The organism is Cellulomonas sp. McL0617 (assembly GCF_049994875.1).
Lineage (GTDB): Bacteria > Actinomycetota > Actinomycetes > Actinomycetales > Cellulomonadaceae > Cellulomonas.
Window position 1 is genome coordinate 3,711,569 of the sequence record NZ_CP188256.1, and the last position, 26,465, is coordinate 3,738,033.

Below are 26,465 nucleotides of genomic sequence, written 5' to 3' on the forward strand. Positions count from 1 at the left end.
GGCCCGCGACGGGCCGGGCGCCCTCGACGTAGGCTCGTGAGTCGTGGCCACCTTCTCCTCCGTGACGAGACACAACGTCCTCCAGGCGATCGCCGAGTACGACGAACGTGGCGGCGAGGAGTTCCTCGACCTCTACGGTTTCGCGCCCGCGCCCGCCTACGCGCTCGTCCTGGAGGGCCGGCGCTACGACTCGCGGGCCGTCCTGGGCGTCGCGCACCGGTACGCCACCGGACGCCTCGCGACCTCCGACGAGTTCCACGGCGGCATGCAGGACGCCGTCTCGATCCTGCGCAAGCGCGGCTTCGAGGTGACCGAGCCTGTCTCGGCCCCCAGGCCGGTGCCCGTACGAGCCACCCGCACGCGGACCCCGGTCGCGCGCAGCCCGCGCGCCACGGCGACCCGGGAGGCGCCGTCCGCGATCTGCCCGACCTGCTTGATGACCCTGCCGGCCACCGGCATCTGCGACGAGTGCGGCTGAGCGCTACCGCGCGAGCCAGGCCAGCGCGCCCTGCGCCGCCACGACACCCGTGCTGAACGACGCCTGCAACAGGTAACCGCCGGTCGGCGCCTCCCAGTCGAGCATCTCGCCGGCGACGAACGTGCCGGGCATCCGCCGGAGCATGAGCGCCTCGTCGACCTCCGACCAGACGATCCCGCCCGCCGACGAGATCGCCTTCGCGATGGGCATCGTCCCGGTCACCACCACAGGCAACGCCTTGACCCGGTCGGCCATGGCGGCGGGGTCGCCCGGGACGGGCCCGGCCTCCCGCACCAGCGCGATCGCGACGGGATCGAGCCCGACCGCCCGCCGCAACCAGTTCGACGTCGAGTCCTTGGGCCGACGACGACCGAGCCGCTCCGCCAGCTGTGCGCCGGACAGCGCGGGCCGCAGGTCGACGTCCACCACGCACCGCCCGTCGGTGTCGAGCGCGGCCCGGACCTCCGCGCCGAGGCTGTAGACCGGACCACCCTCCAGACCCGTCCGGGTCACCATCGCGTCGCCCCGCGCCGTGCGGCCGCGCACGGAGAGCGCGACGTGCTTGAGCGGCGTGCCCTCGAACCGGTCGGCGAAGCCCTGCGACCAGGCGACCCGCACGCCGACGTTCGCGGCCCGCAGGGGAGCGACGAGCACACCGCGATCCGCGAACGCCTCGATCCAGCCCCCGTCGGCACCCAGTCGCGGCCACGACCCCCCGCCGAGCGCGAAGATCGTGGCGTCGGACGGGACCACCTCGTCGGCACCTGCGAACCGCAGCCCGTCGTCCGCCCAGCCCGTCCAGCGCCGCCGCCGTTCGATGACGACGCCGAGCTCGGTCAAGCGCGCCAGCCACGCGCGGACCAGCGGCGTCGCCCGGAACGACTGCGGGAAGACCCGCCCGCTCGACCCGACGAACGTCGGCTCCCCCAGCCCGGCGCACCACTGCCGCAGATCGTCCGGCCCGAACACGTCGAGCATCGGCGCGAGCCGGTCCGCCGAGTCGCCGTACCGTTCGAGGAACTGTGTGCGGTCCTGCGAGTGCGTGAGGTTCAGCCCGCCGTGCCCGGCCAGCAGGAACTTGCGCGCCGGCGAGGGCATCCGGTCGTAGACGGTGACGGCCGCTCCGGCGCGCGCCAGCATCTCGGCGGCGATCAACCCCGCCGGACCGCCCCCGACCACGCTCACGGTGCTCACCGGATCACCGCTCGCTCAGGCATCGGCCGAACGTAACAGGCGCTAGATGTACTGACCACGAGGGTTGTTGACGTAGCGAGAGACCTCCGGGTCGAGTGGGGACTGTCTAGGAACCCGGCTCGATCACACGGAGGTCTCTCGTGTCTCACGGTAGTGCGCGGATGTTGCCGGTTGGCCGGCTGTTGATGGTGCAGCGGATCGCGGAGGGTCGTCCGGTGGCGCATGTCGCGGCCGAGCTCGGGGTCTCGCGCACCACGGCGTGGAAGTGGTGGCGTCGGTTCCAGGCCGAGGGCGAACCCGGGCTCATCGATCGTTCGAGCGTGGCGCACCACCACCCGCACCGCACCGCGGCGTGTGTGGAGACCCGGGTCCGGATCGCGCGGATGCTCACTCGTCGTGGCCCGGTCTGGATCGGTCACCACCTGGGGCTGCCAGCCTCGACGGTCGGGCGGATCCTGGTGCGACACCACGTCCCGTGCCTGCGCGAGTGTGACCCGTTGACCGGGCAGTTGATCCGGGCCTCGCGCCGTTCAGCGAACCGGTACGAGCATCCCTACCCGGGTTCACTGGTGCACATCGACGTCAAGAAGCTCGGCCGTATCCCCGACGGCGGCGGCTGGAGAGCGCACGGGCGCAGCGAAGAAGTTCGTGGCCGGGGTCTGGGCTATGACTATGTGCACACAGCCATCGATGACCACTCCCGGTTGGCCTACGCCGAGATCCATGACGACGAGAAGGGTGCGACGGCTGCCGCGTTCCTGACCCGTGCGATCGCGTTCTACGCCGCCCACGGCATCGCGGTCGAGCGGCTGATCACCGATAACGCATTCTCATACCGCCGATCGCTCGCGTTCCGCGATGCCGTCCTCGAGCTGGGCATCGTGCACAAGTTCATCAAGCCGCACTGCCCCTGGACCAACGGCAAAGTCGAGCGACTCAACCGCACCCTGGCCACCGAGTGGGCCTACTCCCGCGTTTTCGCCTCCAACGACGAGCGCGCCACCCTCTTGCCCATCTGGCTGACGCACTACAACCTGGAACGACCCCACCTCGGCATCGGCGGCCAACGCCCCATCGACCGCGTCAACAACGCTCCGGGTCAGTACAGCTAGACCACCTGGGTCAGGCGCGCGATCACGTCCGCCGCACCGCTCGTCGTCACGATGATGCCGAGCTGGTGTGCGGCCGCGTCCAGCGGTGCCAACGAGTACCGCTCGATCCAGCCGTCCTGCGAGTAGACAAACGAGCCTCCGGGCGCCGTCACGACGAACCGGTACGTGCGCTTCCGCCCTCGTGGTCGGCCGGCGGTCAAGGTGGCGCCGATGTCGAGCGGCTCGCCTCGCTGAACAAGGAGTGTCTGGCGGCGCCGCGCCAGCCGATGGTGGACGAGCACGAGGCCCTGGGGATCTTCGACGTAGTCGACCAATCCATGGTCCCGACCGGTCTGCCGCCACTTCAGGAAGGTGTCGCGCACCCCGATCGCGAGGATGGGGATGCCGACGGCGACGGCCATCCACGCGGGGAACTGGAATCCCCAGTAGTCACCGACCCCGTGCCGACCCGTCCGCAGCTCGCTCACGAGAAGCCAGACCGAGGCGCCGAGGAGCACCAGGCCCAGCACACCGATCACGAACAACGACCGGTGCGCCATCCGTCGCCTGGACCCGAGCACCAACGCAGGCCGGGTCTCGTACACGGTTGGATCCTCCCTCGACGGACTCCAGGCATTCTGCCTAGCGAAGGCCCTCCGGCGTGGAGGTTCATCCGACCGGCCTACCGGCGGATCGCGATGACGTGCCGGCGCTCGAAGGGCACGCGGTCGCCGGCCCGCAGGCCGTGCAGCTCGACGGCGTCGGTGTTGAGCGTTCCGACGAGGTCGTCGACGGCCGCCACGGTGAGCCAGACCCGCTCGACCAGGCCCGTGTCCGGCTCCACGACGACCTTGACCTGGTCGCCCACCCGCAGCGCAGCCGTCGCCTCGTCGCTCGGGATGCGGAACGTGTCCGGGGCGAGCCTGTGCCGCTCGACGGCATCGACGAGGGTCCACGGCGTCCGCCGTCGGAACACGTCGGAGAACGCCACCGGCCGAGCGTATGCGCGATCGAGAAGGTAGTTGTCCACGCCGGACGGCCCTCGGGCGTGGATGAGTTCCTCGTCGCCGTTCAGATCCCGCGCTCGATCGGGAGCCGGCCGGAGGCCACGGCCCGGACCAGCGCCTCGTGGTCCGACTCCGTCTGCTCGGCGTAGGCCAGGGCGAACCGGGCCATCGCCACGTCGAGCTTGTCGGAGCGACCCGCGTAGCCGGCGATCATCGAGGCCCCGCTCGTGCGGGCGTGCCCCTTGGCCAGCAGCCGGCCGACGATCGCTGCGTAGTCCGCGAGCGCGGCGGCGTCGATCGCGTCGAGGGCGACCGTCCCCTTCATGTTGCGGAACTGCCGTACGTAGAACTGCAGCCCTCCGACCGTGGTCCAGCCCAGCAGCGGGTCGCTGACCGTCTGGAGCGCCTGCTGGTACTCGACGACGCGCTGGCCCTGGTGTGCGTGCCAGGCGCTGTCACCGTGCACGTGCTGGGCGAGCACCGACCGTCTGGCCTGCTTGAGCTGGAGGAAGACGACGTCGTCGGGACTCGACCCCTCCAGCAGCGCGATGTACGCGCGCAGGCCGACCGAGCCGACGCCGACCACCTTGTTGGCGACGTCGACGAGCGTGTAGCCGCCGAGCGCGCGACGCCAGTGCGGCGCGAGCGTGGCCAGGTAGTCGTCGAGCCCCTGGGCGACCAGCGACGCCTCCTCGTCGGAGAGCCGGGTGATCAACGGCGGTTGCTCGACGATCCGCCGCGCACCGCCGTGCGACGCGGTGGTGAACTTCGGTAGCGCACGGTCGCTGGTGCGGGTGCGGGCGCGTTTGACGGCCCGGTCGATCTCGGCCGCGAGCGTGCCGTGGGGGGCGCGCTCGTGGATGCGGTCGACGTCCAGCCGCTCGAACGAGCGCGCCAGCAGCGGCCGGTCGGCGAGGCGACGGATCTCGTTCCTGTAGGCGGCGCTGCAGGCGACCGCGGCCGACTCGCACGCGTGCTCCGGGGCGCTGTTCTGCCGCCCGGCCACCCAGATGCTCGCGACGAGACGTCGCAGGTCCCACTCCCACCCGCCCGGGTGAGCCTCGTCGAAGTCGTTCAGGTCGATGACGAGGTCGCGCTCCGGCGAGGCGTAGAACCCGAAGTTGCCCAGGTGCGCATCTCCGCAGACCACCGGCGTGATGCCCGTCCTGGGGAGGGTGGCCAGGTCGTTGGCCATGACGACCGCCGACCCGCGCAGGAACCCGTACGGCGACGCGGCCATGCGTCCCACCCGGATGGGGATGAGCCAGTCGAGCCGCCCCTCGTGGCTCTCCTCGATCTGGGCGACGGGATCGCGGTCCGGCGCCGTCCAGTCGCCGAGCGCGGCGCGCGGCACCGTGTCCCGCAGCGCGCGACCCGTCGCGTACCGCGCCTCGCGGGTGGCCGGCCGACGCCGCAACGACGCATAGTCGCTGCCTTCCGCACTCTGCAGCACCACGTGACCGCTCGGTGATACCGCCATCGGTTCCTCCTCGACCCGTCCTGCTCGCACCGTAACGCTCGCGTCCGTGTGAGCGAGCGCCGAGCCGGCGCCGGAGATGAACATCGAGCAAGCAGCGGCCGGCGCGGAAGCCGGAAATCCCGCCGAAACGCGCGGTGTGCGACTCTCGAACCACGCCCCCGGGGCCTTGGTTCGAGCAGTGCTCCCAGGGCCTCGGGGCGCCTGCTCGCGTCGCTCCGAGTCACCCCGCCAGCGAGCGCACCGTCTCGATCGTGTCCGCCTCGTCGGCGGTCTTGTCATCGCGGTAGCGCAGCACGCGTGCGAAGCGCAGAGCCACACCTCCCGGGTAGCGGGTCGAACGCTGCAGCCCGTCGAACGCGATCTCGACGACCTGCTCGGGGCGGAGCGTGACCACCCACCCGTTGTCGCCGGTCGACAAGGCGGTGAACCGTTCGGTCTGCCACGCCAGCATCTCGTCAGTCATGCCCTTGAACGTCTTACCGAGCATGACGAACCCTCCGGCGGGGTCGCGGGCGCCCAGGTGGATGTTGGACAGGAACCCGCGGCGACGCCCCGAACCCCACTCGACCGCGAGGACGACGAGGTCGAGCGTGTGCCGCGGCTTGACCTTGACCCACCCCGCGCCGCGCCGGCCGGCCTCGTAGGGCGCGGTCGACGACTTCACGACGACACCCTCCTGGCCCGCGGCGACCACCGAGGCGAACCGCTCGGACGCCTCGAGCGACGACGACGTCACCAGCCGCTGCACGGCCCACGGCCCGGCCACGGCGTCCAGCGACGCCAGCCGCGACAGCAGCGGCGCGTCGAGCAGGTCGACGCCGTCCACGTGCAGGCAGTCGAAGAAGAACGGCGTCAGCACCACGTCCGTCGGCGCGGAGGCGGACCGGGACGCGGTCTCCTGGAACGGCCGCGGCCGCCCGTCCGGCCCGACCGCGAGCGCCTCGCCGTCCAGCACCAGCGAGGACGCGGGCAGCGCCCGAACGATCGCCACGATCTCCGGCACCCGGCCCGTGATGTCGTCCAGGGATCGCGTGAACACCCCGACCTCGTCGCCGCTCTTGTGCACCTGGATCCGGATCCCGTCGAGCTTGGTGTCGACGACGACCGGCGGCACCAACCCGTCGAACGCCGCGGCCACGTCCGGCGCCGACTGCGCGAGCATCGGCCGGACGGGCCGACCCACCACGAGCCCGAACGACGCCAGGGCCGCGAGCGGGTCGGAGGCGCCCAGCGCCGCCACCGCCACGGGCTCGGTCGCACCGGCCAGCATCGCGGCGCGCCGGACCGCGTCGGCGGGCACCCCGGCTGCCTCCCCGAGCGCGTCGAGCAGCAGCGCGTCGAGCGACCCCTGCCGCAGCTCACCGGTGACCAGCCCGCGCAGCATCGCCTGCTCCTGCGACGTCGCGGCCGAGAACAACGACTCGGCCAGCGCGGCGCGCGCGGTGGCGGACCCCGGGCCGGCCAGCGACGCCATCTCCTCGAAGGCGAGGTCCACCGCCGACACCGTCAAGGACGGCACGTCGGCGGGCGCGGGCAGGTCCGCCAGCGACCGCCACCCCAGCCCCGTCCGCCGCTGCCGCAGCTCCCCGCCGAGGTACCGCGACACGACGGCGACGTCCGTGGACGGGGTGCGCCGGAGCAGGTCGACCAGCAGCGCGCGCTTGGCCAGCCGCGAGCGCGTCGCGGCGACCGCAGCAGAGGTCGCGGCGAGCTCGTCGAACAGCATGACCGCATCCTCCCGCGGCCCACCCACACGCGCCCTATGCCCGCCACACGCTCGGGGGCGACCCGTACGACCGCTTGAACGCGCGGCTGAAGGCCTCCTCGGACTCGTACCCCACCCGGTGCGCGACCGCGAGCACGGACAGGTCGGTCGTCCCCAGCAGGTCCTGCGCGACGTGCAGCCGCCACTGGGTCAGGTACCGGATCGGCGAGCGTCCGAGCAGCTCCCGGAACCGGGCGTCCAGCGCCGAGCGCGACACGAGGGCGGTGGCGGCGAGGTCGTCGACCGTCCACTTGCGGTCCGGTCGTGCGTGGATCACCGCCAACGCGGGCGCGAGGACCGGGTCGCGCAAGGCCGCCGACCAGCCGTGGTCGGCCGCCGGCGCCGAGGCAAGGTGCAGCCGCAGGATCTCGACCAGCAGCAGCTCGGGCAGTCGCGTCGGCACCCCGACCCGCGAGGTCGCGGTCTGGGTCAGCGCGTACTCGATGTTCGCCCGGACCCACTCGGCGGCCGGCCCGACGGGCGGGGTCACGACGAAGACCGCGGGGAACACCCGCAGCGCCGGGTCGAAGAGCGGGTCGCGACCGTGCAGGTAGCCGCACACGACATCCGTCTCCGGACCCTCGGCGCCGAGCCGCAGGACCGGCATCTGCGTCCACGGCGGCGGGGGCATGAACGTCGCGATGGGCACGACCTCGGAGTCCGCCAGGCCGCCCATCAGGTGCTGGTCGCCGTACGGCAGCACGATGACGTCGCCCACGGACGCCCAGTGCTTTGGGCCGCCGCCGACCGAGACCCAGCACGTCCCGGCGGCAACGAGGTGGAACAGCAGCACCCGGTCGGTCCCCGGCCGCAGGAGGTTCGCGGTGACGGGACCGGACATCGACTCGTACGTCCAGGGCTCGCGGTACTCGGCCCGCAGGAACACCGCGCCCTCGAGCCGGAGCCCCTCCAGCGCTTCGCGCAGCGTGGTGTCCGGATCAGGTGCTCCGGGCAGGCGGTCATGGTCCGCGGCGACACTGCGCACGAGGCTGATCGTGTCATAACGACCGAGCGAGGAGTACGAGAAAGATGCCGCTGTTCATGGACGTCCACACCATCGAAGGGTCCGTCGGCATGTCGGACGTCGAGAAGGCCCACGCCGCCGACCTGCAGACGCAGGGCCCGCACGACGTGAGCTACCTGAAGTACTGGGTCGACGAGGCGCAGGGCAAGATCTTCTGCCTCGTCGACGCCCCCGACGCCGAGTCCGCCGCGACGGTGCACCGGGAGGCCCACGGCCTCGTCGCCGACGAGATCTACCAGGTCTCCGAGGGCGCCTGAACCATCGGCGCCGCGGCTCCAGGTCGCGGCGCCGACTGGTCGCGCCCGTGGGCCTCTCGGCGGAGGAGCCGCTGGGTATCAGCGATCGGCCGGGTCGCATGTCCCGCGCTTGACATGGATAGACAGGTCTGTCTAATCTCGCTTCATCGGTAGACAGACCGGTCTACCCAAGGTTCCGAGGCGACCATGACCCAGACCGTCCAGCTCAGCGCGCCTCCCCTCGCCCGGGCCCGTCTCTCGGGGGGCGCCGGCATCGCCGTGATCGCCTCGGTGTTCATCGCGTTCCTCGCCGCGTCCAGCGCGCCCACGCCGCTGTACGCGATCTACCAGGCCGAATGGGGCTTCTCGGCGATCACGACGACCGTGGTCTTCGGTGCCTACGCGGTGGCCGTCCTGCTGTCGCTGCTGACCCTCGGACGCCTCTCCGACCACGTCGGCCGGCGGCCCGTGCTGCTGGTGACGATGGCGGTCCAGGCCCTGGCCATGCTGATCCTGGCGACGGCCGACGGTGTGCCCGAGCTGCTCGTCGGCCGCGTCGTCGGCGGCCTGTCGACGGGCGCCGCGGTGGCCGCGGGCGGTGCGTGGATGCTCGACCTGGACCGAGCGAAGGGCACGCTGGCCAACGCCGCCGCGCCCGGGTTCGGCACCGCGTTCGGCGCACTCCTTGCCTCGCTCGTCGTCGCGACCCTGCCGGCGCCGAAGCACCTGATCTTCCTGCTGGTCGTCCTGGTGCTGGCAGTCCAGGCCGCCGCCGTCGCCCGCATCCCGGAGACCGCGCCGCGCGAGCCCGGTGCCCTCGCCAGCACGCGACCCCAGGTCTCGCTGCCCCGCCACGTCCGCCGCGCGGCCACCGTCGCGCTGCCCGTGATGTTCGCCGTGTGGGCCCTGGCGGGCTTCTACGGGTCGCTCGGACCCGCGCTCATCGGCACCCTGGTCGGTTCGCGGTCCGTCGCGTTCGCCGGGCTCGGCCTCTTCGTCCTCGCCGGTGTGGCGGCGGTAACCGTCCTGGTGCTGCGCAACCTGCCCGCCCGTCGCGTGATGCTCGTGGGCATCCTCGCCCTGATCGTCGGCGTCGCGGTCGTGCTGGTCGCCGTCCACACCGTCTCGCCGGTGCTGTTCTTCGTCGGGACCGGTCTGGCCGGCGTCGGGTTCGGCGCGGGCTTCCAGGGCGGCATCCGGCTGGTCCTGCCGCAGACGCGTCCCGACGAGCGCGCCGGGGTGCTGTCGCTGCTCTACGTGGTGTCCTACCTGGGCCTGGGCGTCCCCGCGGTGCTCGCGGGTGTGCTCGTCGTCCACTCGGGGAACCTGCTGACGACGGCCCGCGACTACGGCGTCTTCGTCATCGCGCTCGCCCTCGTGGCGCTCGTGGGGCTGCTGCTCCACCGGCCTACACTGGACAGAGCTGTCTAGGGCCTAGGGCCGAGGAGGTTGGTCATCATGGCAACCGCAACAGCGCGGGAACGACTGCTCGAGGCGGCGGACGACCTGTTCTACCGGGTGGGCGTCCAGACGGTCGGTATCGACCGGGTCATCGAGCAGGCGGGCGTGGCGAAGGCGTCGCTCTACAACACGTTCGGCTCCAAGGAGGCGCTCGTCGAGGCCTACCTCGAGGGCCGACGCGTCCGGATCTCCGACCGGGTCATGCGCCACGTCTCCGCCCACGACGCGCCCCGGGACCAGATCCTGGCGGTGTTCGACGCGCTCGCCGAGATGGTCCGACAGCCCCACTACCGCGGCTGCGCCTTCGCGCTGGCCTCCGCCGAGGCGCCGTCGGACGGGCTGGTCGTGCACGCCGCCGCGAGCTACCGCGCCTGGGTCCGGACGCTGTTCACCGACCTCGCCCGGGAGGCCGGCGCGACGGACCCCGCGCTGCTGGCCCGCCAGCTGCACCTGCTCTACGACGGGACCAGCCAGGCGGTGCGGATGGACGGCAACCTGGAGGCTGCCGCCGAGGCCCGCGCGGTCGCGTCCGTCCTGCTCGACGCGTCGCTGACCTAGTCGGCCAGCGCGTCGAACCCGCCGTCCACGTACAACCAGCGACCGTCCTCACGGACGAACCGGCTGGTCTCGTGCAGGCGTCCGCGCAGGCCGATCGCGGTCCCGTCGTCGATCCGGTAGTGCGCCACGAACTCCACGGTCCCGGACTCGTCCCACGGGCCGCCGGCGTCCGTCGCGACGATGTCCAGCCGGCGCCAGACCATCTGCTCGTCCAGCTCCAGCTCGTCGGGCCGCGTACTCGGGTGCCAGCTGGCCAGCAGGTAGTCGCGGTCGCGCGTGGCGAACCCGGTGTAGCGGGACCTCATCAGGGCCTCCGCGGTCGGCGGTCTCCGGCCGTCCAGCAGGTACCGGCCGCAGCAGTCGACGAACGTGTCGCCCGAACCGCACGGGCACCGGTCGGCGTCCACAACCATCGTCAGCTCCTTGCTGGGGGGCTTCGTGGACGCGAACCTAGCAGGGGCTCCGGGACCGTGCCGCGCGGTCCGTTTCACGATCGAGACGGTGCTCGCGTTCCGGTCAGGGCCATGTTGCCGTACGGTTGTCCCTGTAGTCGCAGTGAATCGCTTGTCAGAAAGCCGCGGGAGACCCGGCAGAACGTTCTCGAGGATCACCTCGGAGCAGGACGACGAACACCGCTACCACCGGTCCCGGTCAGACGGGGTTGTCCATACCGCACGTGAGAGAAGAGAGCATCATGCCTGTTGGCACCGTGAAGTGGTTCAACGCCGAGAAGGGCTTCGGCTTCATTGCCCCCGAGGACGGCGGACCCGACGTCTTCGCGCACTACTCGGCCATTACGACGAGCGGCTACCGCACGCTCGAGGAGAACCAGAAGGTCCAGTTCGAGGTCACGCAGGGCCCGAAGGGCCCGCAGGCGTCGAACATCACGCCTCTCTGAGCCGAAGCGCTTCAGTAGGACGAGACCCCGGCCGATTAACCGGTCGGGGTCTCGTCGCATCATCGGCCAGGCGCCCGAGGATGTGTTGCCACGCACGTTGGCCCGCGCCACGCACGATGAAGGACGGACCCTATGAGCTCTGCGACAACCCTTCCGACGCGGCCGCGTGACCGTGCCGTCAGCGATTTCACCGAGCTCACGCGCACCGTCCAGGCCGCCGGCCTGATGAAGCGCCGCCCCGCGCACTACGCGGTCCGCCTGTCGGCCGCCGTGCTCGCCGTGCTGGCGCTCGTCGCCACGATCATCCTCGTCGGCGACTCCTGGTGGCAGATCGCCGTCGCCGCCGCCGCCGGCATCATCCTCACGCAGGTGGCCTTCCTGGGTCACGACGCCGCGCACCGCCAGATCTTCGCCGACGGGCGCGCCAACAACTGGACCTCCCTCGTGCTCGCCGACCTGTTCGTCGGCTTGAGCCACGGCTGGTGGCAGCGCAAGCACACGCGCCACCACGCCAACCCGAACAAGATCGACGCGGACCCCGACATCGACCTCGAGTTCCTCGCGTTCACGCCCGACCAGGCCGCCACCAAGACCAACAAGCCGCAGGCCTGGTTCTTGAAGCGCCAGGGCTACTTCTTCTTCCCGCTGCTCTTCCTCGAGGGGCTCGCACTGCACGTCGCCGCCATCAAGCGGCTGTCGCAGCGCGACAAGCTCGAGCACCGCGCCGCCGAGATCGTCATGATGTCGATCCGGCTCGGCGGCGGGCTCGCCCTCGTCTTCCTCGTGATGTCGTGGCCGATCGCGCTGGTCTTCCTGGCCGTGCAGATGGGCATCTTCGGGTTCTACATGGGCGCCTCGTTCGCGCCGAACCACAAGGGCATGCCCCTGATCCCCAAGGACTCGCGCCTCGACTTCCTGCGTCGCCAGGTGCTCACCAGCCGCAACGTCGGCGGCGGGCGCTGGGTCGACGTGCTGATGGGCGGCCTCAACCACCAGGTCGAGCACCACCTGTTCCCGTCGATGCCGCGGCCGTCCCTGCGTCGCGCCAAGCCGATCGTCCAGGCGTACTGCCGCGAGCACAACATCCCGTACATGCAGGTGTCGCTGCCCAAGTCCTACGCGATCATCGTGAAGTACCTGAACACCGTGGGCCTGTCGGACCGCGACCCGTTCAACTGCCCGATCACGGCCGTCTACCGCGCTTGATCGACCGGCTCCCGCGTCGTTCGTCGCGAAGCCCCCGCCGCCCTCGAGGCCGCGGGGGCTTCGGCGTTCCAGCTCCCCCTCGTCGTCCAACGCCGTTGCCGGGTGCCCGTTGGCCGCTCGCCGCGCGGGCCGTAGGCCTTGCCCTGCGAAGACGTTCGACGGGACCCCTGCGCCGCCCTCCAGAGGCAGGGATCCCGTCAGTCAGAGGGTGTCCAGCGGCTGATCGGTCGACCGGTCCGCACGCCGGTCCGCGCTGTCAGACCGGCGACCGTCGACACGATCGCGGGCAGCCCGACCATGAGGAGCAGGACCGCTGTCCACGGGATCACGTAGGAGGGGATCGGCCGTCCGCCGTTGGTCACCTGGTCGGCCTGGACCCGAACGAGCAGCAGACCCAGCGCCAGACCGGCGGGCACGCCGAAGCACGCTGCAGGCACGGAGACGACGGCCGCCTGGCCGGCCGCCATCCGCCGACGCACCCAGGCGGACGCACCCACGGCCTCGAAGATCTCCAGGTCCGACTGCGACTCCTCGGCGGCCAACGCTGTGGTGATCCAGGTGACGACGAGGACCGCGACCGTCCCGGCGACGACCAGCACGGCCTGCGTCGGGGCGTCGGAGGCGACGAACACCGGGTTCGTCGTCCGAGCGATGTCTCGGTGCGTCGTGGCCTGGTAGCAGATCGCCCCGACGACGCCGGCGACGAGTGTCAGGCTCGCGGCCACCGCTGGCAGCACGCGCACCGGGTGTCGCGTCGCGTCGCGCAGCACGAACGCTGCGACGGCGCGACGCGAGGGCAGGCGACCGAGTACACGCAGCATCGCCGCCAGCAGCAGCACCAGCCCGACCTCGACCACGGTCACACCGACCACGACCGCGACGGCGAGCGTCTGCACGGCGCCCCACGCACTGAGCCCTGCGCCGAGCAGGACTGAGGTCCCCGCGGCCGCGGCCAGTCGTCGCCCGGCCAGCGGCTCGCGAGGCCGTTGCGGTTCGGGTCGGACCGCGACATCGGCCGGGTACCAGGCGGCGACTGCGGAGACCACGACACCGAACCCCACGGCGCACACGCCCGCGACCACGGCGAACAGCCATTCGATCGGTTCGGTGGCGGGCGCCGTCCACATGAGGAGGCCGAGCGTCAACCCGACCCCGAGCACCGAGCCGACACCGCCTGACAGAAGCGCAGGAGCGAGTACCGTCCGCCGGACGTCGGAGGGCCGTGCACCGACGGCCGCGAGCAGTCGCAGCTCGCCCACGCGGCGTCGCACACCGATCAGGAACGCGGGCGCGATGAGCAGAACAGCCTGCACGGCGGCAAGCGCCGCGACGACGGCCGTGAAGGTCAGCGTCGACTCGTCGACGCCGTACCGGGCGGCGGGGTCCATCCCCATGCCCAGGCGCACCACCGCCATCACGCCGAACGAGCTGTTCGGCGCCAGCGCCCGGCCGATCTCGATCATCGGTAACGCGACGACGCCCGCCGCGATCGCAATCAGGACGACGACGAGAAGCGAACGCTCCCTGTGCTGCACCGCGTCGCGTCGACCGATGCGGAGAGCGACGCCCCACCGAGCCGACCGGACGCCGGCCTCGGCGCTCACCGGGATGCCAGCAGAGACTCAGGTCCGGCGGCATCGCCGGTGGTGTCGACGATGCGACCGTCACGCAAGAACACGGTGCGGTCGGCCCAGGCCGCGAACCGGGCGTCGTGCGTGACCAGCAAGCCGGCGGCACCCTCGTCGATCCTCGTACGCAGCAGCCGCATGACGTCGTCGCCGGCTACCGAGTCGAGCGCGCCGGTCGGTTCGTCGGCGAGCACCAGGCGCCGCGGCCCGACAAGGGCTCGAGCGATGGCGACGCGCTGCTGCTGCCCTCCCGAGAGCTCGTTCGGGTAGCGGTCCTCGAATCCCTCCAGGCCGACGTCGAACAACGCCATGACGGCCTCCTCCCTGGCGGCGGCGCGGCGGACCCCGTCCAGCTCGCGCGGGAGGGCGACGTTCTCGGCCGCTGTCAGCGACGGGATCAGGTTGAGCTCCTGGAACACGAAGCCGATGCCGCGGCGACGGATGGCTGCGCGGCCCGAGCGACCGAGCGACGACAGCGACTGGTCGTCCACCATGACCGAGCCGGAGGTCGGGACGATGAGGCCACCGACCGCGTTGAGCAGCGTCGACTTGCCCGAGCCCGACGGGCCCATGACGGCGACCAGCTCACCGAGCCTGACGTCCAGCGATATCCCGGCGAGGGCACGGACCGAGGTCGCGCCGGTGCCTCGGACGCAGACGAGATCCCGGATGCTCACGATGCTCATCGGGCCACCTCCTCACGGGCGGGTACGACCGCAGGCCGCGGCGCGGACTCGAGCCGGCCCTCCACGTGGTCGAGCCAGCGGATCTCGGCCTCTGCCTCGAACACCAGGCGGTCGAGCACGAGGGACCATGCGAGGTCGTCATACTGCTTGGCCTTGAGCCGCGTCAGGTCGCGCAGTGACCGCATGGTCTCGGTGCGCTGCGCCTGGACCAGCCGGCGCACGTCCACGCCGGGGGCCGTCACGGCGAGCGCCAGCTTGATGGTCAGCTCGTCGCGGGCCGGGTTGCCGCGGACCACGGGGGTGCTCCACCAGGCGGCGAGCTCAGTGCGTCCGGCGTCGGTGAGCCGGTACTGCTCGACGTCGCCGGCCAGCGAACCCTCGACCAGCCCGTCGCGAACGAGGCGATCGAGCGTCGTCGACACCTGCCCCATGTTGAGCGGCCAGGTGCCGCCGGTGCGCTGCTCGAACTGCTGGCGCAGCTGGTAGGCGTGCATGGGCTCGCCGGCGAGCAGCGCGAGCATTCCCTGGCGAACCGACACGACGACCCCCTGATGGTTACCGAGTAACTGTTACGTTACTCGGTAACCTCGACGGCCGTCAAACCTCGAACGTGTACCCCATGCCCGGCTGGGTCAGGATGTGGCGCGGGTGGGCCGGGTCGTCCTCGAGCTTGCGGCGCAGCTGCGCGGAGTAGACGCGCAGGTAGTGGGTCTCGTCGGAGTAGCCGGGACCCCAGACGTCCTGCAACAGCTGACGACGGCCCACCAGGCGTCCCCGGTTGCGCACCAGCACCTCGAGCATCGACCACTCGGTGGGCGTGAGGCGGACCTCCTCGCCGTCGCGCAGGACGCGCGCGCGAGCGAGGTCGATGGTCAGCGAGCCCGCCGTGACCACGGGTTCGTCCTCCTGAGCGGGGGCCGCGCGTCGCACCGCTGCACGCAGGCGTGCCAGCAGCTCGTTCATGGCGAACGGCTTGGTCACGTAGTCGTCGGCCCCGGCGTCCAGGGCGTCCACCTTGTCCTCGCCGTGCTGCCGCGCGGAAAGGACGACGATCGGCATGCGGCTCCAGGCGCGGACGGCGGTGATGACGTCGAGGCCGCTCATGTCCGGCAGGCCGAGGTCGAGCAGCACCACGTCCGGGGTGTGCGCGGCGGCTGCACGCAGGGCGGAGGCGCCGTCGGACGCGGTGACGACCTCCCAACCCGACGCACGCAGCGTGATGGCCAGCGCGTGCGCGAGGCCCGGCTCGTCGTCGACCACCAGCACCTTCATGACAGCGGCACCGTCACCAACATGGTCAGACCGCCGCCGACGGTGTCCTCCGCGGTCAGCTCGGCGCCGATCGCGGTCGCGAGCCCGTCGGCGACCGCCAGGCCGAGGCCGAGACCTGGTCCGGAGGTGTCGCCGAGCCGCTGGAACGGTGTGAAGAGCTCGCCCTTGAGCGAGTCGGAGACCCCGGGGCCGTCGTCCACCACGCGCACGACCATCGCACGTCCCACCACCGACGCCCCGACCACCACGGCCGAGACCGAGTGCCGGACCGCGTTGGAGACGAGGTTCGCGACGACCCGCTCCAGCAGCCCGGGATCCGTGAGGACCAGCGGCAGGTCCTCCGACACCTCCAGCCGGACCGCCCCGGCCGGGTAGCCCTCGACCGCGAACGGGACGATCTCGTCGAGGCTCGTGGCCCGCAGCACCGGCCGGACGCTCCCGGTCTGCAGGCGCGACAGGTCGAGCAGGTTGTCGATCAGCCGCTCGAGCCGGGCGGTGGACTCCTCCAGCGTTCCGACGAGTGCCGCGCGGTCGGCGTCCGTCAGCGACAAGGCCGTCGACGTGAGCCCGTCGACGGACGCCCGGATGGTGGCCAGCGGCGTGCGCAGGTCGTGCGAGACCGCCGCGAGGAGCGCGGTGCGGGTGGCGTCGGCCTGCTCCAGCACGCGGGCCTGCTCCGCCTGGGCGCTCAGGCGCGCGTGCTCGAGCACGATGCCGGCCTGCGAGGCGAACGCCTCGAGCACGCGCCGGTCGGACGCGGGCAGGACGCGGCCCGTGAGCAGGAGAACCCGGCGGTCGTCGACCGTCAGGACCACGTCGGCGTCCTGCGGCGTGACCGCGGGGTCGGGGCCGTCCGTGGCGAGGACCGTGACCCCGTCCTCGACCAACGACACGGCCGACAGCCCGAACGTCTCCCGCAGCCGCGCGACGAGCGCCTCGGCCGTGTCCTCCCCCGAGAGCACCGACCGCGACACGGCCGTGAGCGCGGACGCCTCGGCGCGAGCCCGGAACGCCTCGGCCGTGCGGCGTGCGGCCAGGTCCACCACCGAGGCGACGCCGGCCGCGACCAGCACGAACACCGCGAGCGCCAGGACGTTCTCCGGTTTCTCGATGGTCAGGTGACCGGTGGGCACGATGAAGAACCAGTTGAGCAGCAGGAACCCGACGACCGCGGACACGATCGCCGGCCACAGGCCGCCGACGAGTGCGACCAGCACCGTGAGTGCGAGGAAGAGCATGAGCACGGTCGGCAGGCTGACCACGTCGCGCAACGCGCGCAGCAGCAAGGTGAGCAGGATCGGGCCCAGCAGCGCGACCGCCCACCCGGCGACCACGCGGGACGACGACAACGACGACCGCCGCAGCCGTCGCCGGCCCGCCCGCGCCCGTTCGTGCGTCACCAGGTGCACGTCGATCACACCGGCGAGCCGGGCGATCTCGGTGCCGTTCGACTCCGAGAACGCCTCGCGCAGCCGGCTGCGTCGGGACACGCCGACGACGATCATCGTGGCGTTCACGCCCCGCGCGAAGTCGACGACGGCGGTGGCCACGTCCTCGCCGACGACCGTGTGGAACGTCCCGCCCAGCGACTCGACGAGCTGTCGCTGAGCCGCGATGGTCGCGGGCGGCGCGCTGGGCAGGCCGTCGGTCGCGAGCACGTGGACCGCGAGCAGCTCCGACCCGGCCGACCGCTGCGCGATGCGCGCGCCGCGACGCACGAGCGTGTCCACCTCGGCGCCGCCAGTCACCGCGACCACCACCCGCTCGCGCGCCGGCCAGGGCTGATCGATCCGGTGGTCGCGGCGGTAGACGGCCAGCGCATCGTCCACCCGGTCGGCCAGCCAGAGCAGGGCGAGCTCGCGCAGAGCCGTGAGGTTGCCGACGCGGAAGTACTGGGTCAGCGACGCGTCGATCTGCTCGGCGCGGTACACGTTGCCGTGCGCGAGCCGGCGTCGCAGGGCCTCCGGCGAGAGGTCGACCAGCTGGATCTGGTCGGCGTCGCGCACCACGCTGTCGGGCACGGTCTCCCGCTGCGTCACGCCGGTGATCGCCGCGACGTCGTCGTTGAGCGACTCCAGGTGCTGCACGTTCACGGTGGTGACCACGTCGATCCCCGCCGCCAGCAGGTCGTGCACATCCTGCCAGCGCTTCTCATGCGTGCTGCCCGGCACGTTGGTGTGCGCGAGCTCGTCGACCAGGACGACCTCAGGGTTCCTGGTCAGGACCGCCTCGACCGAGAGCTCCGAGAACGTCGACCCCCGATACGGCAGCACGCGCCGCTCGAGCACCTCGAGCCCGTCCAGCTGGAGGGCCGTGGCGGCCCGCCCGTGCGTCTCGACCAGCCCCACGACGATGTCCGTTCCCCGGGACAGCCGCCGGTGGGCCTCGTCGAGCATCGCGTACGTCTTACCCACGCCGGGGGCCGCACCGAGGTAGACGGTGAGCCTCCCCCGCCGTGAGCTGGTCACGAGCCCATTGTCCGCAGCGCCAGGTTGAGTCGCAGCACGTCGACACGCGGTTCGCCCAGCACGCCGAGGTCGCGGCCCACGGTGGTCCTCGCGACGAGGGCCTCGACGACGGCCTCGGCGAGCCCGTTCTCCTTGGCCACCCGTGCGACCTGCAGCTGCGCGTAGGCCGGCGAGATGTCGGGGTCGAGGCCGGAGGCCGATGCGGTGAGGGCGTCGGGCGCGACCTCGGCCGCGGGCACACCCTCCTGCGCCGCGACGGCCGCGCGCCGCTGCTCGATCGTCGCGACGAGGTCAGTGTTGAGCGGCCCGAGGTTGGACCCCCCCGACGCGAGGGTGTCGTAGCCGTCGCCGGCGGCGGACGGCCGTGGGTGGAACCACTGCGGCCCGTCGAACTGCTGCCCGATCAGCAGGGAGCCCACGGCCCGGGACCGGTCGGTGACCCGCGACCCGTCGGCGGCCACCAGCGACCCGTTCGCCTGCCACCGCAGTGCCACCTGCGACACCCCCGTCACCGCCAGCGGGTAGGCCACGCCCAGGAGCACGGTCAGCACGACCAGGACGCGCAGCCCTGCCCAGGTCTGGCGCAGGAACGACAGCGACTCACGCATCAGGACATCCCCAGGGCTGTGACGAGCAAGTCGATGACCTTGATCCCGACGAACGGCGCGATCACGCCGCCGAGGCCGTACACCAGCAGGTTGCGCCGCAGGAGTGCCGACGCGGACGACGGCCGGTAGCGGACCCCGCGCAGCGCCAGCGGCAGGAGCGCCACGATGACCAGCGCGTTGAAGATGACGGCGGACAGGATGGCCGACTGGGGACTGCTCAGGTGCATGACGTTGAGGACGCCGAGCTGCGGGAACGCGACGACGAACATGGCGGGCAGGATCGCGAAGTACTTGGCGACGTCGTTGGCGACGGAGAACGTGGTCAGCGCCCCGCGCGTGATGAGCAGCTGTTTGCCGATCTCGACGATCTCCAGCAGCTTGGTCGGGTTGGAGTCGAGGTCGACCATGTTGCCGGCCTCCTTGGCGGCGGTCGTGCCGGTATTCATCGCGACCCCGACGTCCGCCTGGGCCAGCGCGGGCGCGTCGTTGGTGCCGTCGCCGCACATCGCGACGAGCCGGCCACCCTCTTGTTCGCGACGGATGAGCGCGAGCTTGTCCTCGGGCGTCGCCTCGGCCAGGAAGTCGTCGACGCCCGCCTCGTCCGCGATGGCCTTCGCGGTGAGCGGGTTGTCGCCGGTGACCATCACCGTGCGGATGCCCATCGCGCGCAGGGCGTCGAACCGCTCCCGCATGCCGTCCTTCACGACGTCCTTCAGGTGGATCACGCCGAGCACCCGGGCGGGCGCGGTGCCCTCCTGCGACGCGACGACCAGCGGGGTCCCGCCGGACGCGGAGATCGCGTCGACGGTCGCCGCCACGTCCGCACCGGGGTGGCCGCCGGTGGACCGGACCCAGTGCATGACCGCGGCGGCCGCGCCCTTGCGGACCTTGCGAGACGGCAGGTCCACCCCGCTCATCCGCGTCCGGGCGGCGAACGGCACCAGCTCGGCGCCCGCCAGGTCGTGCCGCTCGCGCAGCCCGAACCGCTCCTTGACCAGCACGAGGACCGAGCGGCCCTCGGGCGTCTCGTCGGCCATCGAGGACAGCTGCGCGGCGTCGGCGAGCGCCTCGGCCGTGACCCCGGACGCCGGCAGCAGGTCCGCCGCCTGGCGGTTGCCGAGCGTGATCGTGCCCGTCTTGTCGAGCAGCAGGACGTCCACGTCGCCCGCGGCCTCGACGGCGCGCCCGGACATCGCGAGCACGTTGCGCCGCACCAGCCGGTCCATGCCGGCGATCCCGATCGCCGACAGCAGCGCGCCGATCGTCGTGGGGATCAGGCACACCAGCAGCGCCACCAGCACGATCAGCTGCTGGCGCGCACCCGAGTAGACCGCGAACGGCTGCAGGGTCACGACGGCGAGCAGGAAGACGATCGTGAGCGTGGTGAGCAGGACGTTGAGCGCCACCTCGTTCGGGGTCTTCTGCCGGGCCGAGCCCTCGACCAGAGCGATCATCCGGTCGACGAACGTGTGACCCGCCGGAGCGGTGATGCGCGCGACGATCTGGTCGGACAGGACCACGGTTCCGCCCGTCACGGCCGACCGGTCGCCACCGGACTCGCGGATGACGGGAGCGGACTCCCCCGTGATCGCCGACTCGTCGACGCTGGCCACGCCCTCGATGACGTCGCCGTCGCCCGGGATCGTCTCACCGGTCTCGACGACGACGACGTCCCCGACCCGCAGGGTGGACGACGGCACCTGGGACGTCTCCAGGCCGGCGAGGCCGCTCACCCAGCCGTCGGGCGACCGCACGAGCCGGGCGGTCGTCTCGCGCTGCGTCGCCCGCAGGGAGGCCGCCTGCGCCTTGCCGCGCCCCTCGGCGATCGACTCGGCCAACGTCGCGAAGAGGATGGTGAGCCACAGCCAGACCGCGATCGCCCACGCGAACGCGGTGGGGTCGGCGACGGCCAGGACGGTGGTGACGGCCGCGCCGACCTCGACGACGAACAGGACGGGCGCGTCCCAGAGCGAGCGAGGGTCGAGGCCACGCAGCGCGCCCGGCAGCGCGCCGACGATCTGGGCGGCGGACAGCGCGCGGGTCGCCTGCTTCGCCGGCGTGGGAGCGTGCGTGAGTGTCGTGCTCATGAGAGGGACTCCACGACCGGACCGAGGGACAGGACGGGGACGAAGGTCAGCCCGACGACGACGAGCGTCACCGTGACCAGGAGGCCGACGAACAGGGGCGTGTGCGTGGGCAGCGTCCCGGCGGACTCGGGGACGCGTCGGGCGCGCGCGAGCCGTCCGGCCAGCGCGAGCACGAGCGCGATCGGCACGAACCGGCCGACGAGCATCGCGATCCCGAGCAGCGTGTTGTAGAACGTCGTGCCGACGCCGAGCCCCGCGAACGCGGAGCCGTTGTTGTTGCCGGCCGACGCGAACGCGTAGACGATCTCCGACAGCCCGTGCGGCCCGGTGTTCAGCTGTCCGGCCAGCCCGGCCGGCACCGAGATGGCGATCGCGGACCCGACGAGCACCACCGCCGGCATGGTCAGCACCGCGAGCGCGACGAGCGTGATCTCCTCGCGGCCGATCTTCTTGCCCAGGTACTCGGGCGTCCGGCCGACCATCAACCCGGCCAGGAACACGGCGACGATGGCGAGGATCACCATCCCGTAGAGGCCGCTCCCGACGCCGCCGGGCGCGACCTCGCCGAGCAGCATCCCGAGCATGGCGACGCCGCCGCCCTGCGCGGTCAACGAGTCGTGCATCGAGTTCACCGCGCCGGTCGACGTCATGGTCGTCGACGCCGCGAACAACGCCGTGGCCGCCTCGCCGAGACGCGTCTCCTTGCCCTCCAGCGCACCGCCCGCGGCGCGCGCCGCGTCGCCCGCGCCGGCCAGCTCCGCCCAGGTGAGGAAACCGACCGCGGCGACCCAGAGCGACACCATCGCAGCGAGGATCGCGTTGCCCTGCCGACGGTCCCCGACCAAGCGGCCGAACATCCGCGGCAGGCTGAACGGGATGACCAGCAGCAGGATCACCTCGAACGCGTTGGTCCACGGCGCCGGGTTCTCGTAGGGGTGTGCCGAGTTGGCGTTGAAGAAGCCGCCGCCGTTGGTGCCCAGCTCCTTGATCGCCTCCTGGGAGGCCACCGGACCCCCGAGCACGTGCTGCGATCCGCCGGCGAGCGTGGTGAGGGTCGCCGAGTTGTCGTGGAGGTTCTGGATGACTCCGCCGGCCACCAGCACGATCGCGGCGACGAACGCGAGGGGCAGCAGCACACGGACCGTGACGCGGACGAGATCGGCCCAGAAGTTGCCCACCCGTCCGTCGGACCCCGAGCGTGCGAAGCCCCGGGCGAGGGCCGCGACGACCGCGACACCGACTGCGGCGGACAGGAAGTTCTGCACCGCGAACCCGGCCATCTGGATCAGGTTTCCCGCGGCGACCTCGCCCGAGTACCACTGCCAGTTGGTGTTGGTGACGAACGAGACCGCCGTGTTCCAGGCGCCGGCGGGGTCCATCGCCGGGGCACCCATGGGCAGGTGGTCCTGCAGCCGCGCCAGGCCGAACAGGACGAGCACCGAGGCGAGCGAGAAGCCGAGCACCGACATCAGGTAAGTGCTCCAGCGCTGCTCGGCGTCGGGATCCACGCGCATGACGCGGTACCCGGCACGCTCCACGGCCAGGTGCTCGGTGGTGCTCACCGACCGGTACAGGTGGTCGCCGAGCGGCCGGTACGCCAGGACGAGCACCAGCACGACGACGGCGACCTGGAGGACGGCGGTCATCGGACCTTGTCCGACCGCAGCAGCTGGACCACCAGGTACACCAGGAGCGCTCCGGCGAGCAGCAGCGCCGCCAGGTCCCAGCTCATGAGTGGTCTGCCCGGCGAGCGAGCAGGGCGACGGCGGCGAAGAACGTCACGGTGAGCGCGACGTAGGCGAGGTCCATGGTGCACCTTCGACGAGGGGCGGGAGACTCGCTCCCGGCGGCCCGCACGGAGCCGCACCCGCCGGTCTACGCCGCCGTCCGGGCACCGACGGCGGTCTTGACGGATCCTTGACGACCAGCCGCCGATCCTTGCCGGATCCTGTCGCGTGCGGGTGATGATGCGCGGACGTCGCCCCTGCGGGGCCCGCTCCCCTTAGACTCCCCAGGTGATCTTCAAGGCCGTGGGCGAGGGCAGGCCCTATCCGGACCATGGCCTCACCACGACCAAGCAGTGGGCCGAGGTCGCCCCGCGGCAGGTCCGGCTCGACGAGCTCACCACCACGAAGCGCACGCTGGACCTCGACGCGCTGCTCGCGGAGGACTCCACGTTCTACGGCGACATGTTCGCGCACGTGGTCCAGTACCGCGGGGTCCTGTACCTCGAGGACGGTCTGCACCGGGCGGTCCGGGCCGCGCTGCACCAGCGGCCCGTCCTGCACGCCCGGGTGCTCGTGCTGCCCAGCGATGCCGTCCCTGCGCAGGTGCCCGCGTCATGAGCGAGATCGACCGGAACCGCCAGCTGCGCCGACGGCACATGCACGAACGGCAGGCCGTGATCTTCGGCGTCCTGCTCGCTGGTCTGGCGCTCGTCGGCCTGGGCGCCGCGGCCGTCTACACCGGCAACCTCGACCTGCCCGGCCTCGACCGCGCGATCGCGCAGGCGCCCTCAGCCACCGAGGCCGCCGTGGCGTACCCGTGCCCGCCCGTCGGAGCGCTGCCCGTGGCGGCGGCCTCCGTGGTGGTCAACGTGAACAACGCGACGAACCGCTCGGGCCTGGCCGCCGCGACCGCCGCCGACCTGAAGGCACGCGGGTTCACGATCGGCACCGTCGACACGGTCGACAGCTACGACGGGGTCGCGCGCATCTCGTTCGGGAAGAACGGCGTCGCCCAGGCGTACACGCTGCTGGCGCACTTCGACGGCGCCGTCCTGTTCCCGCTCGCCAGCGAGGACGCGACGGTCAACGTCGCGATCGGCGCCAAGTTCGTGCAGCTCAAGGCCGTCGACCAGGTCCAGCTCGACCCCGCCGTGCCGCTCGTCGCGCCCGCCGGGTGCATCCCGTACGAGCAGTTCGCCTCGACCGCCCAGACCCCGGCGCCGACGCCCGCCGGCTGACCGCCCGGGCTGATCCTCCGGGTGGGCGTCCGGTTCGTCCGCGCCGCACAGGCTCGCGGGCTACCCTGGCAGCCGCACCGCACGGCCCCGCACGGGTCACGTCCTGGGAGGTTCCGCTGCGTCACCTGCTGCAGTCCAAGCGCGCCGTCTGGGTCTCGTTCGTCGTGGTGCACGCCTGGCTGGCGTTCGTCGGCCTCGTGTGGATCCCCCAGAAGGCCTTCTGGGACCTCGAGCTCTACCGGTACTGGATGTGGCTCGGGCTGCACGGCGGGGACTGGCCGGTGCTCTCCGGCCCGTGGGTGTACCCGGCCGGCGCCATCCTGCCGATGCTCGCCGCCGCGATCGGTGGGACCGGGCGGGGGTCGCAGTACGCGACCGTGTGGGCGCTCATGGTCACGGCCTTGAACGCCATCGCGCTCGCGTTCCTGCTGCGCGTGCCGCGGCCCGATCGTCAGGACAGCGGCGGCACGACCATGGGCGCCTGGTGGTGGCTGGCGTTCCTGCTGCTGCTCGGGCCGATCGCCATGGGTCGACTCGACGGCGTCGTCGCACCGATGGTCGTCGTCGCGCTGGCCGTCGCGCTCAACCACCCGCGCATCGCGACCTCGCTGCTGACGGCCGCCGCCTGGGTCAAGATCGCGCCTGGCGTGCTGCTGCTGCCGATGTTCTTCGCCGTGCGCCGGCCCTGGCGCAGCGTCGTGGTGCCCGCCGCTCTGGTGACGGCAGTGATCGTCGGCGCGGTCGCGCTCGGCGGCGGCGTCTCGCACATCGCCTCGTTCCTCACCGAGCAGGACAAGCGCGGGCTGCAGATCGAGTCGCCGGGCGCCACGCCGTGGATCCTGGCAGGGCTGTTCACGTCGCAGATCCACTCGTTCCTGAACGAGCCGATCGTCACCTGGGAGATCGTCGGACCCGGCACGCAGACCGCCGCGAACGTCCTCGGCATCCTGCAGCCGATCGCCGTCGTGCTCGCCGTGCTGCTGCTCTGGTGGCGTCGCGAACGGATCGGCGCGGCCCTGTGGGCTGGCGGCCTGGCGCGCACGGAGATGCTGATCCGCGGCGCGATGCTGTTCACGCTCGTGCTGCTCGTGTTCAACAAGGTGGGCTCGCCGCAGTACATCACCTGGCTCGCAGCCCCCGTCGCCGTCGCCCTCGCCCTGCGCCTGCCCGGCTGGAAGGCCACCGCCTGGATCACGCTCGGCGTTGCGGCGGCGACGCAGATCGTGTTCCCGTGGCTCTACAGCGAGATCGTCAACAAGGGCCCGGGCGTGACGCTGGTCCTCGCCGCGCGCAACGTCGCCCTCGTCGTCCTGCTCGTGCACACGGTCGTCGTGCTCGTCCGCGCGCCGCGCGCCGATCCGTCGGTCGAGCCCTCCGCGTCGTCGCTGGCGACCGCTCAGAGCTGACGAGCCACCTCGGCCGCCACGAACGCCAGGTGGTCCAGGTCCTGCAGGTCGAGCACCTGCAGGTAGACGCGGGTGACGCCGAGCTTCCCGAAGTCGCCGATCCGGTCGACGATCGCCGATGGCGTGCCCGCGAAGCCGTCCGCGCGCAGCTGCTCGACGTCCCGGCCGATCGCCGCCGCACGGCGAGCCACCTCCGCGTCGTCGGCACCCGCGCACAGCACGTTGGCGACCGAGATCGTGAGGGTCTCCGGGTCGCGACCCGCCGCCTCGCACGCCGCACGCAGCACCGCGATCCGCGCCTCGACGTCCTGCGGCGCGGGGAAGTTCAGGTTGAACTCCGCGGCGAACCTGGCGGCCAGCGCGGGCGTCTTCGTGGCGCCGCTCCCGCCGACGATCACGGGGATGTCATGGGCGGGCTTCGGCAGCGCGGGCGAGTCGGTCAGGTCGTAGTGCTCGCCGTGGAAGCTGAACGGCTCGGTCGCCTTCCACAGGCCGGTGATGATCTCGAGCTGCTCCGCGTACAGGCCGAACCGCTGCGCCGGGAACGGGATGCCGTACGCCGCGTGCTCCCGCTCGAACCAGCCGGCACCGAGACCCAGCTCGACCCGGCCGCCCGACATCTGGTCCACCTGCGCCACCTGGATCGCGAGGATCCCCGGGTGGCGGAAGGTTGCCGACGAGACCAGCGTGCCGAGCTTGATCCGGCTCGTCTCGCGCGCGAGACCGGCCAGGGTCGTCCAGGAGTCCGTCGGACCGGGCCCGGGATCTCCCGCGCCCATCCGGACGTAGTGGTCGGAGCGGAAGAAGGCGTCGAAACCGAGGTCCTCGGTGGTCTTGGCGACGGCGAGCTGGTCGTCGTAGGTGGCGCCCTGCTGGGGCTCGACGAAGATGCGCAGATCCATGGAGTCCACCCTCACACATCCTCGCCGTTCGCTCTTCATGGCTCC

The 26,465-nt window shown here is 71.9% G+C and carries 26 protein-coding genes; 10 read left to right on the forward strand and 16 right to left on the reverse strand.

All coding sequences use genetic code 11. The features are described 5' to 3' along the window. The first annotated feature begins 43 nt into the window (after window positions 1-43). The gene (locus ACPPVS_RS17000; RefSeq protein ID WP_426593408.1) at window positions 44-478 is read left to right on the forward strand and encodes a hypothetical protein; all 435 of its coding nucleotides are present in this window, start codon (window positions 44-46) and stop codon (window positions 476-478) included. Window positions 479-481: 3 nt separating this feature from the next. Here ACPPVS_RS17000 and ACPPVS_RS17005 read toward each other — a convergent pair whose 3' ends face one another. Then, complete coding sequence (locus ACPPVS_RS17005; RefSeq protein ID WP_426593409.1) at window positions 482-1,672, reverse strand: NAD(P)/FAD-dependent oxidoreductase; 1,191 nt, start codon at window positions 1,670-1,672, stop codon at window positions 482-484. Window positions 1,673-1,812: 140 nt separating this feature from the next. Between ACPPVS_RS17005 and ACPPVS_RS17010 the strand changes: the two genes are divergently transcribed. After that, window positions 1,813-2,784 (forward strand): IS481 family transposase, encoded by a 972-nt coding sequence (locus ACPPVS_RS17010; RefSeq protein ID WP_426593410.1) that lies wholly within the window; start codon window positions 1,813-1,815, stop codon window positions 2,782-2,784. Here ACPPVS_RS17010 and ACPPVS_RS17015 read toward each other — a convergent pair. The 5 genes from ACPPVS_RS17015 to ACPPVS_RS17035 form a co-directional block, all read right to left on the reverse strand. Beyond that, on the reverse strand, window positions 2,781-3,368 hold the full coding sequence (locus tag ACPPVS_RS17015; protein WP_426593411.1) for a hypothetical protein: 588 nt from the start codon (window positions 3,366-3,368) through the stop codon (window positions 2,781-2,783). The two genes, ACPPVS_RS17010 and ACPPVS_RS17015, sit on opposite strands and share 4 nt — an antisense overlap. A gap of 77 nt (window positions 3,369-3,445) precedes the next feature. After that, a complete protein-coding gene (locus ACPPVS_RS17020) occupies window positions 3,446-3,754 on the reverse strand; it encodes a hypothetical protein (protein WP_426593412.1) in 309 nt (102 codons plus the stop codon). 80 nt (window positions 3,755-3,834) lie between these two features. Continuing rightward, window positions 3,835-5,250 (reverse strand): DUF2252 domain-containing protein, encoded by a 1,416-nt coding sequence (locus ACPPVS_RS17025; RefSeq protein WP_426593413.1) that lies wholly within the window; start codon window positions 5,248-5,250, stop codon window positions 3,835-3,837. 220 nt (window positions 5,251-5,470) lie between these two features. Beyond that, on the reverse strand, window positions 5,471-6,976 hold the full coding sequence (locus ACPPVS_RS17030; RefSeq protein WP_426593414.1) for an ATP-dependent DNA ligase: 1,506 nt from the start codon (window positions 6,974-6,976) through the stop codon (window positions 5,471-5,473). Window positions 6,977-7,010: 34 nt separating this feature from the next. Continuing rightward, entirely contained in the window at window positions 7,011-8,000 is a 990-nt protein-coding gene (locus tag ACPPVS_RS17035; RefSeq protein WP_426593415.1) for an AraC family transcriptional regulator, read from the reverse strand. 56 nt (window positions 8,001-8,056) lie between these two features. Between ACPPVS_RS17035 and ACPPVS_RS17040 the strand changes: the two genes are divergently transcribed. From ACPPVS_RS17040 to ACPPVS_RS17050, 3 genes are all read left to right on the forward strand, one after another. After that, complete coding sequence (locus ACPPVS_RS17040; RefSeq protein ID WP_426593416.1) at window positions 8,057-8,296, forward strand: DUF4242 domain-containing protein; 240 nt, start codon at window positions 8,057-8,059, stop codon at window positions 8,294-8,296. A gap of 186 nt (window positions 8,297-8,482) precedes the next feature. Continuing rightward, a complete protein-coding gene (locus tag ACPPVS_RS17045; RefSeq protein WP_426593417.1) occupies window positions 8,483-9,706 on the forward strand; it encodes an MFS transporter in 1,224 nt (407 codons plus the stop codon). A 27-nt stretch (window positions 9,707-9,733) separates the two neighbouring features. After that, the gene (locus ACPPVS_RS17050; RefSeq protein WP_426593418.1) at window positions 9,734-10,294 is read left to right on the forward strand and encodes a TetR/AcrR family transcriptional regulator; all 561 of its coding nucleotides are present in this window, start codon (window positions 9,734-9,736) and stop codon (window positions 10,292-10,294) included. Here the strand turns inward: ACPPVS_RS17050 and ACPPVS_RS17055 are convergent. Beyond that, a complete protein-coding gene (locus ACPPVS_RS17055; RefSeq protein WP_426593419.1) occupies window positions 10,291-10,707 on the reverse strand; it encodes a YchJ family protein in 417 nt (138 codons plus the stop codon). The genes ACPPVS_RS17050 and ACPPVS_RS17055 overlap by 4 nt on opposite strands. Before the next feature lie 281 nt (window positions 10,708-10,988). Between ACPPVS_RS17055 and ACPPVS_RS17060 the strand changes: the two genes are divergently transcribed. Next, a complete protein-coding gene (locus ACPPVS_RS17060) occupies window positions 10,989-11,192 on the forward strand; it encodes a cold-shock protein (RefSeq protein WP_028049733.1) in 204 nt (67 codons plus the stop codon). A 132-nt stretch (window positions 11,193-11,324) separates the two neighbouring features. Then, entirely contained in the window at window positions 11,325-12,398 is a 1,074-nt protein-coding gene (locus tag ACPPVS_RS17065) for a fatty acid desaturase family protein (protein WP_426593420.1), read from the forward strand. 197 nt (window positions 12,399-12,595) lie between these two features. Here ACPPVS_RS17065 and ACPPVS_RS17070 read toward each other — a convergent pair whose 3' ends face one another. Genes ACPPVS_RS17070 through kdpA form a run of 8 tightly spaced genes read right to left on the reverse strand, consistent with a single transcriptional unit; the run spans window position 12,596 to window position 22,793 of the window. Then, window positions 12,596-14,002 carry an FtsX-like permease family protein gene (locus tag ACPPVS_RS17070; RefSeq protein WP_426593421.1) on the reverse strand — a complete coding sequence of 469 codons (1,407 nt, stop codon included), beginning with the start codon at window positions 14,000-14,002 and terminating at the stop codon, window positions 12,596-12,598. Continuing rightward, window positions 13,999-14,712 carry an ABC transporter ATP-binding protein gene (locus ACPPVS_RS17075; RefSeq protein ID WP_426593422.1) on the reverse strand — a complete coding sequence of 238 codons (714 nt, stop codon included), beginning with the start codon at window positions 14,710-14,712 and terminating at the stop codon, window positions 13,999-14,001. The genes ACPPVS_RS17070 and ACPPVS_RS17075 overlap by 4 nt, the downstream gene beginning before the upstream one ends. Further along, window positions 14,709-15,251 (reverse strand): PadR family transcriptional regulator, encoded by a 543-nt coding sequence (locus tag ACPPVS_RS17080; protein WP_426593423.1) that lies wholly within the window; start codon window positions 15,249-15,251, stop codon window positions 14,709-14,711. The genes ACPPVS_RS17075 and ACPPVS_RS17080 overlap by 4 nt, the downstream gene beginning before the upstream one ends. Before the next feature lie 58 nt (window positions 15,252-15,309). After that, a complete protein-coding gene (locus ACPPVS_RS17085) occupies window positions 15,310-15,984 on the reverse strand; it encodes a response regulator (RefSeq protein ID WP_426593424.1) in 675 nt (224 codons plus the stop codon). Next, window positions 15,981-18,452, reverse strand: coding sequence for a DUF4118 domain-containing protein (locus tag ACPPVS_RS17090; RefSeq protein ID WP_426593425.1), 2,472 nt, complete (start codon window positions 18,450-18,452; stop codon window positions 15,981-15,983). Before ACPPVS_RS17090 ends, ACPPVS_RS17085 begins: the two co-directional genes overlap by 4 nt. Then, window positions 18,449-19,060 carry a potassium-transporting ATPase subunit KdpC gene (gene kdpC / locus ACPPVS_RS17095; protein ID WP_426593426.1) on the reverse strand — a complete coding sequence of 204 codons (612 nt, stop codon included), beginning with the start codon at window positions 19,058-19,060 and terminating at the stop codon, window positions 18,449-18,451. The genes ACPPVS_RS17090 and kdpC overlap by 4 nt, the downstream gene beginning before the upstream one ends. Further along, window positions 19,060-21,147, reverse strand: coding sequence for a potassium-transporting ATPase subunit KdpB (kdpB, locus tag ACPPVS_RS17100; RefSeq protein ID WP_426593427.1), 2,088 nt, complete (start codon window positions 21,145-21,147; stop codon window positions 19,060-19,062). The genes kdpC and kdpB overlap by 1 nt, the downstream gene beginning before the upstream one ends. Then, on the reverse strand, window positions 21,144-22,793 hold the full coding sequence (gene kdpA / locus ACPPVS_RS17105; RefSeq protein WP_426593428.1) for a potassium-transporting ATPase subunit KdpA: 1,650 nt from the start codon (window positions 22,791-22,793) through the stop codon (window positions 21,144-21,146). Before kdpA ends, kdpB begins: the two co-directional genes overlap by 4 nt. Before the next feature lie 369 nt (window positions 22,794-23,162). Between kdpA and ACPPVS_RS17110 the strand changes: the two genes are divergently transcribed. The 3 genes from ACPPVS_RS17110 (at window position 23,163) to ACPPVS_RS17120 (ending at window position 25,518) form a co-directional block, all read left to right on the forward strand. Further along, window positions 23,163-23,492, forward strand: coding sequence for a type II toxin-antitoxin system VapB family antitoxin (locus tag ACPPVS_RS17110; protein ID WP_426593429.1), 330 nt, complete (start codon window positions 23,163-23,165; stop codon window positions 23,490-23,492). Then, window positions 23,489-24,112 (forward strand): LytR C-terminal domain-containing protein, encoded by a 624-nt coding sequence (locus tag ACPPVS_RS17115; RefSeq protein WP_426593430.1) that lies wholly within the window; start codon window positions 23,489-23,491, stop codon window positions 24,110-24,112. Before ACPPVS_RS17110 ends, ACPPVS_RS17115 begins: the two co-directional genes overlap by 4 nt. A gap of 164 nt (window positions 24,113-24,276) precedes the next feature. Next, complete coding sequence (locus tag ACPPVS_RS17120; protein WP_426593431.1) at window positions 24,277-25,518, forward strand: glycosyltransferase 87 family protein; 1,242 nt, start codon at window positions 24,277-24,279, stop codon at window positions 25,516-25,518. Here the strand turns inward: ACPPVS_RS17120 and ACPPVS_RS17125 are convergent. Then, on the reverse strand, window positions 25,509-26,420 hold the full coding sequence (locus tag ACPPVS_RS17125) for an LLM class F420-dependent oxidoreductase (RefSeq protein WP_426593432.1): 912 nt from the start codon (window positions 26,418-26,420) through the stop codon (window positions 25,509-25,511). The two genes, ACPPVS_RS17120 and ACPPVS_RS17125, sit on opposite strands and share 10 nt — an antisense overlap. Window positions 26,421-26,465 lie beyond the last annotated feature (45 nt).

Excerpts from the sequence above, each read along its gene's own strand:
- kdpB (WP_426593427.1), bottom strand. The coding sequence starts at position 21,147 with ATGAGCACGACACTCACGCACGCTCCCACGCCGGCGAAGCAGGCGACC.
- ACPPVS_RS17050 (WP_426593418.1), top strand. The coding sequence starts at position 9,734 with ATGGCAACCGCAACAGCGCGGGAACGACTGCTCGAGGCGGCGGACGAC.
- ACPPVS_RS17075 (WP_426593422.1), bottom strand. The coding sequence starts at position 14,712 with ATGAGCATCGTGAGCATCCGGGATCTCGTCTGCGTCCGAGGCACCGGC.
- kdpA (WP_426593428.1), bottom strand. The coding sequence starts at position 22,793 with ATGACCGCCGTCCTCCAGGTCGCCGTCGTCGTGCTGGTGCTCGTCCTG.
- ACPPVS_RS17085 (WP_426593424.1), bottom strand. The coding sequence starts at position 15,984 with ATGAAGGTGCTGGTGGTCGACGACGAGCCGGGCCTCGCGCACGCGCTG.
- ACPPVS_RS17060 (WP_028049733.1), top strand. The coding sequence starts at position 10,989 with ATGCCTGTTGGCACCGTGAAGTGGTTCAACGCCGAGAAGGGCTTCGGC.
- ACPPVS_RS17025 (WP_426593413.1), bottom strand. The coding sequence starts at position 5,250 with ATGGCGGTATCACCGAGCGGTCACGTGGTGCTGCAGAGTGCGGAAGGC.
- ACPPVS_RS17055 (WP_426593419.1), bottom strand. The coding sequence starts at position 10,707 with ATGGTTGTGGACGCCGACCGGTGCCCGTGCGGTTCGGGCGACACGTTC.
- kdpC (WP_426593426.1), bottom strand. The coding sequence starts at position 19,060 with ATGCGTGAGTCGCTGTCGTTCCTGCGCCAGACCTGGGCAGGGCTGCGC.
- ACPPVS_RS17065 (WP_426593420.1), top strand. The coding sequence starts at position 11,325 with ATGAGCTCTGCGACAACCCTTCCGACGCGGCCGCGTGACCGTGCCGTC.
- ACPPVS_RS17030 (WP_426593414.1), bottom strand. The coding sequence starts at position 6,976 with ATGCTGTTCGACGAGCTCGCCGCGACCTCTGCTGCGGTCGCCGCGACG.
- ACPPVS_RS17125 (WP_426593432.1), bottom strand. The coding sequence starts at position 26,420 with ATGGATCTGCGCATCTTCGTCGAGCCCCAGCAGGGCGCCACCTACGAC.
- ACPPVS_RS17040 (WP_426593416.1), top strand. The coding sequence starts at position 8,057 with ATGGACGTCCACACCATCGAAGGGTCCGTCGGCATGTCGGACGTCGAG.
- ACPPVS_RS17045 (WP_426593417.1), top strand. The coding sequence starts at position 8,483 with ATGACCCAGACCGTCCAGCTCAGCGCGCCTCCCCTCGCCCGGGCCCGT.
- ACPPVS_RS17115 (WP_426593430.1), top strand. The coding sequence starts at position 23,489 with ATGAGCGAGATCGACCGGAACCGCCAGCTGCGCCGACGGCACATGCAC.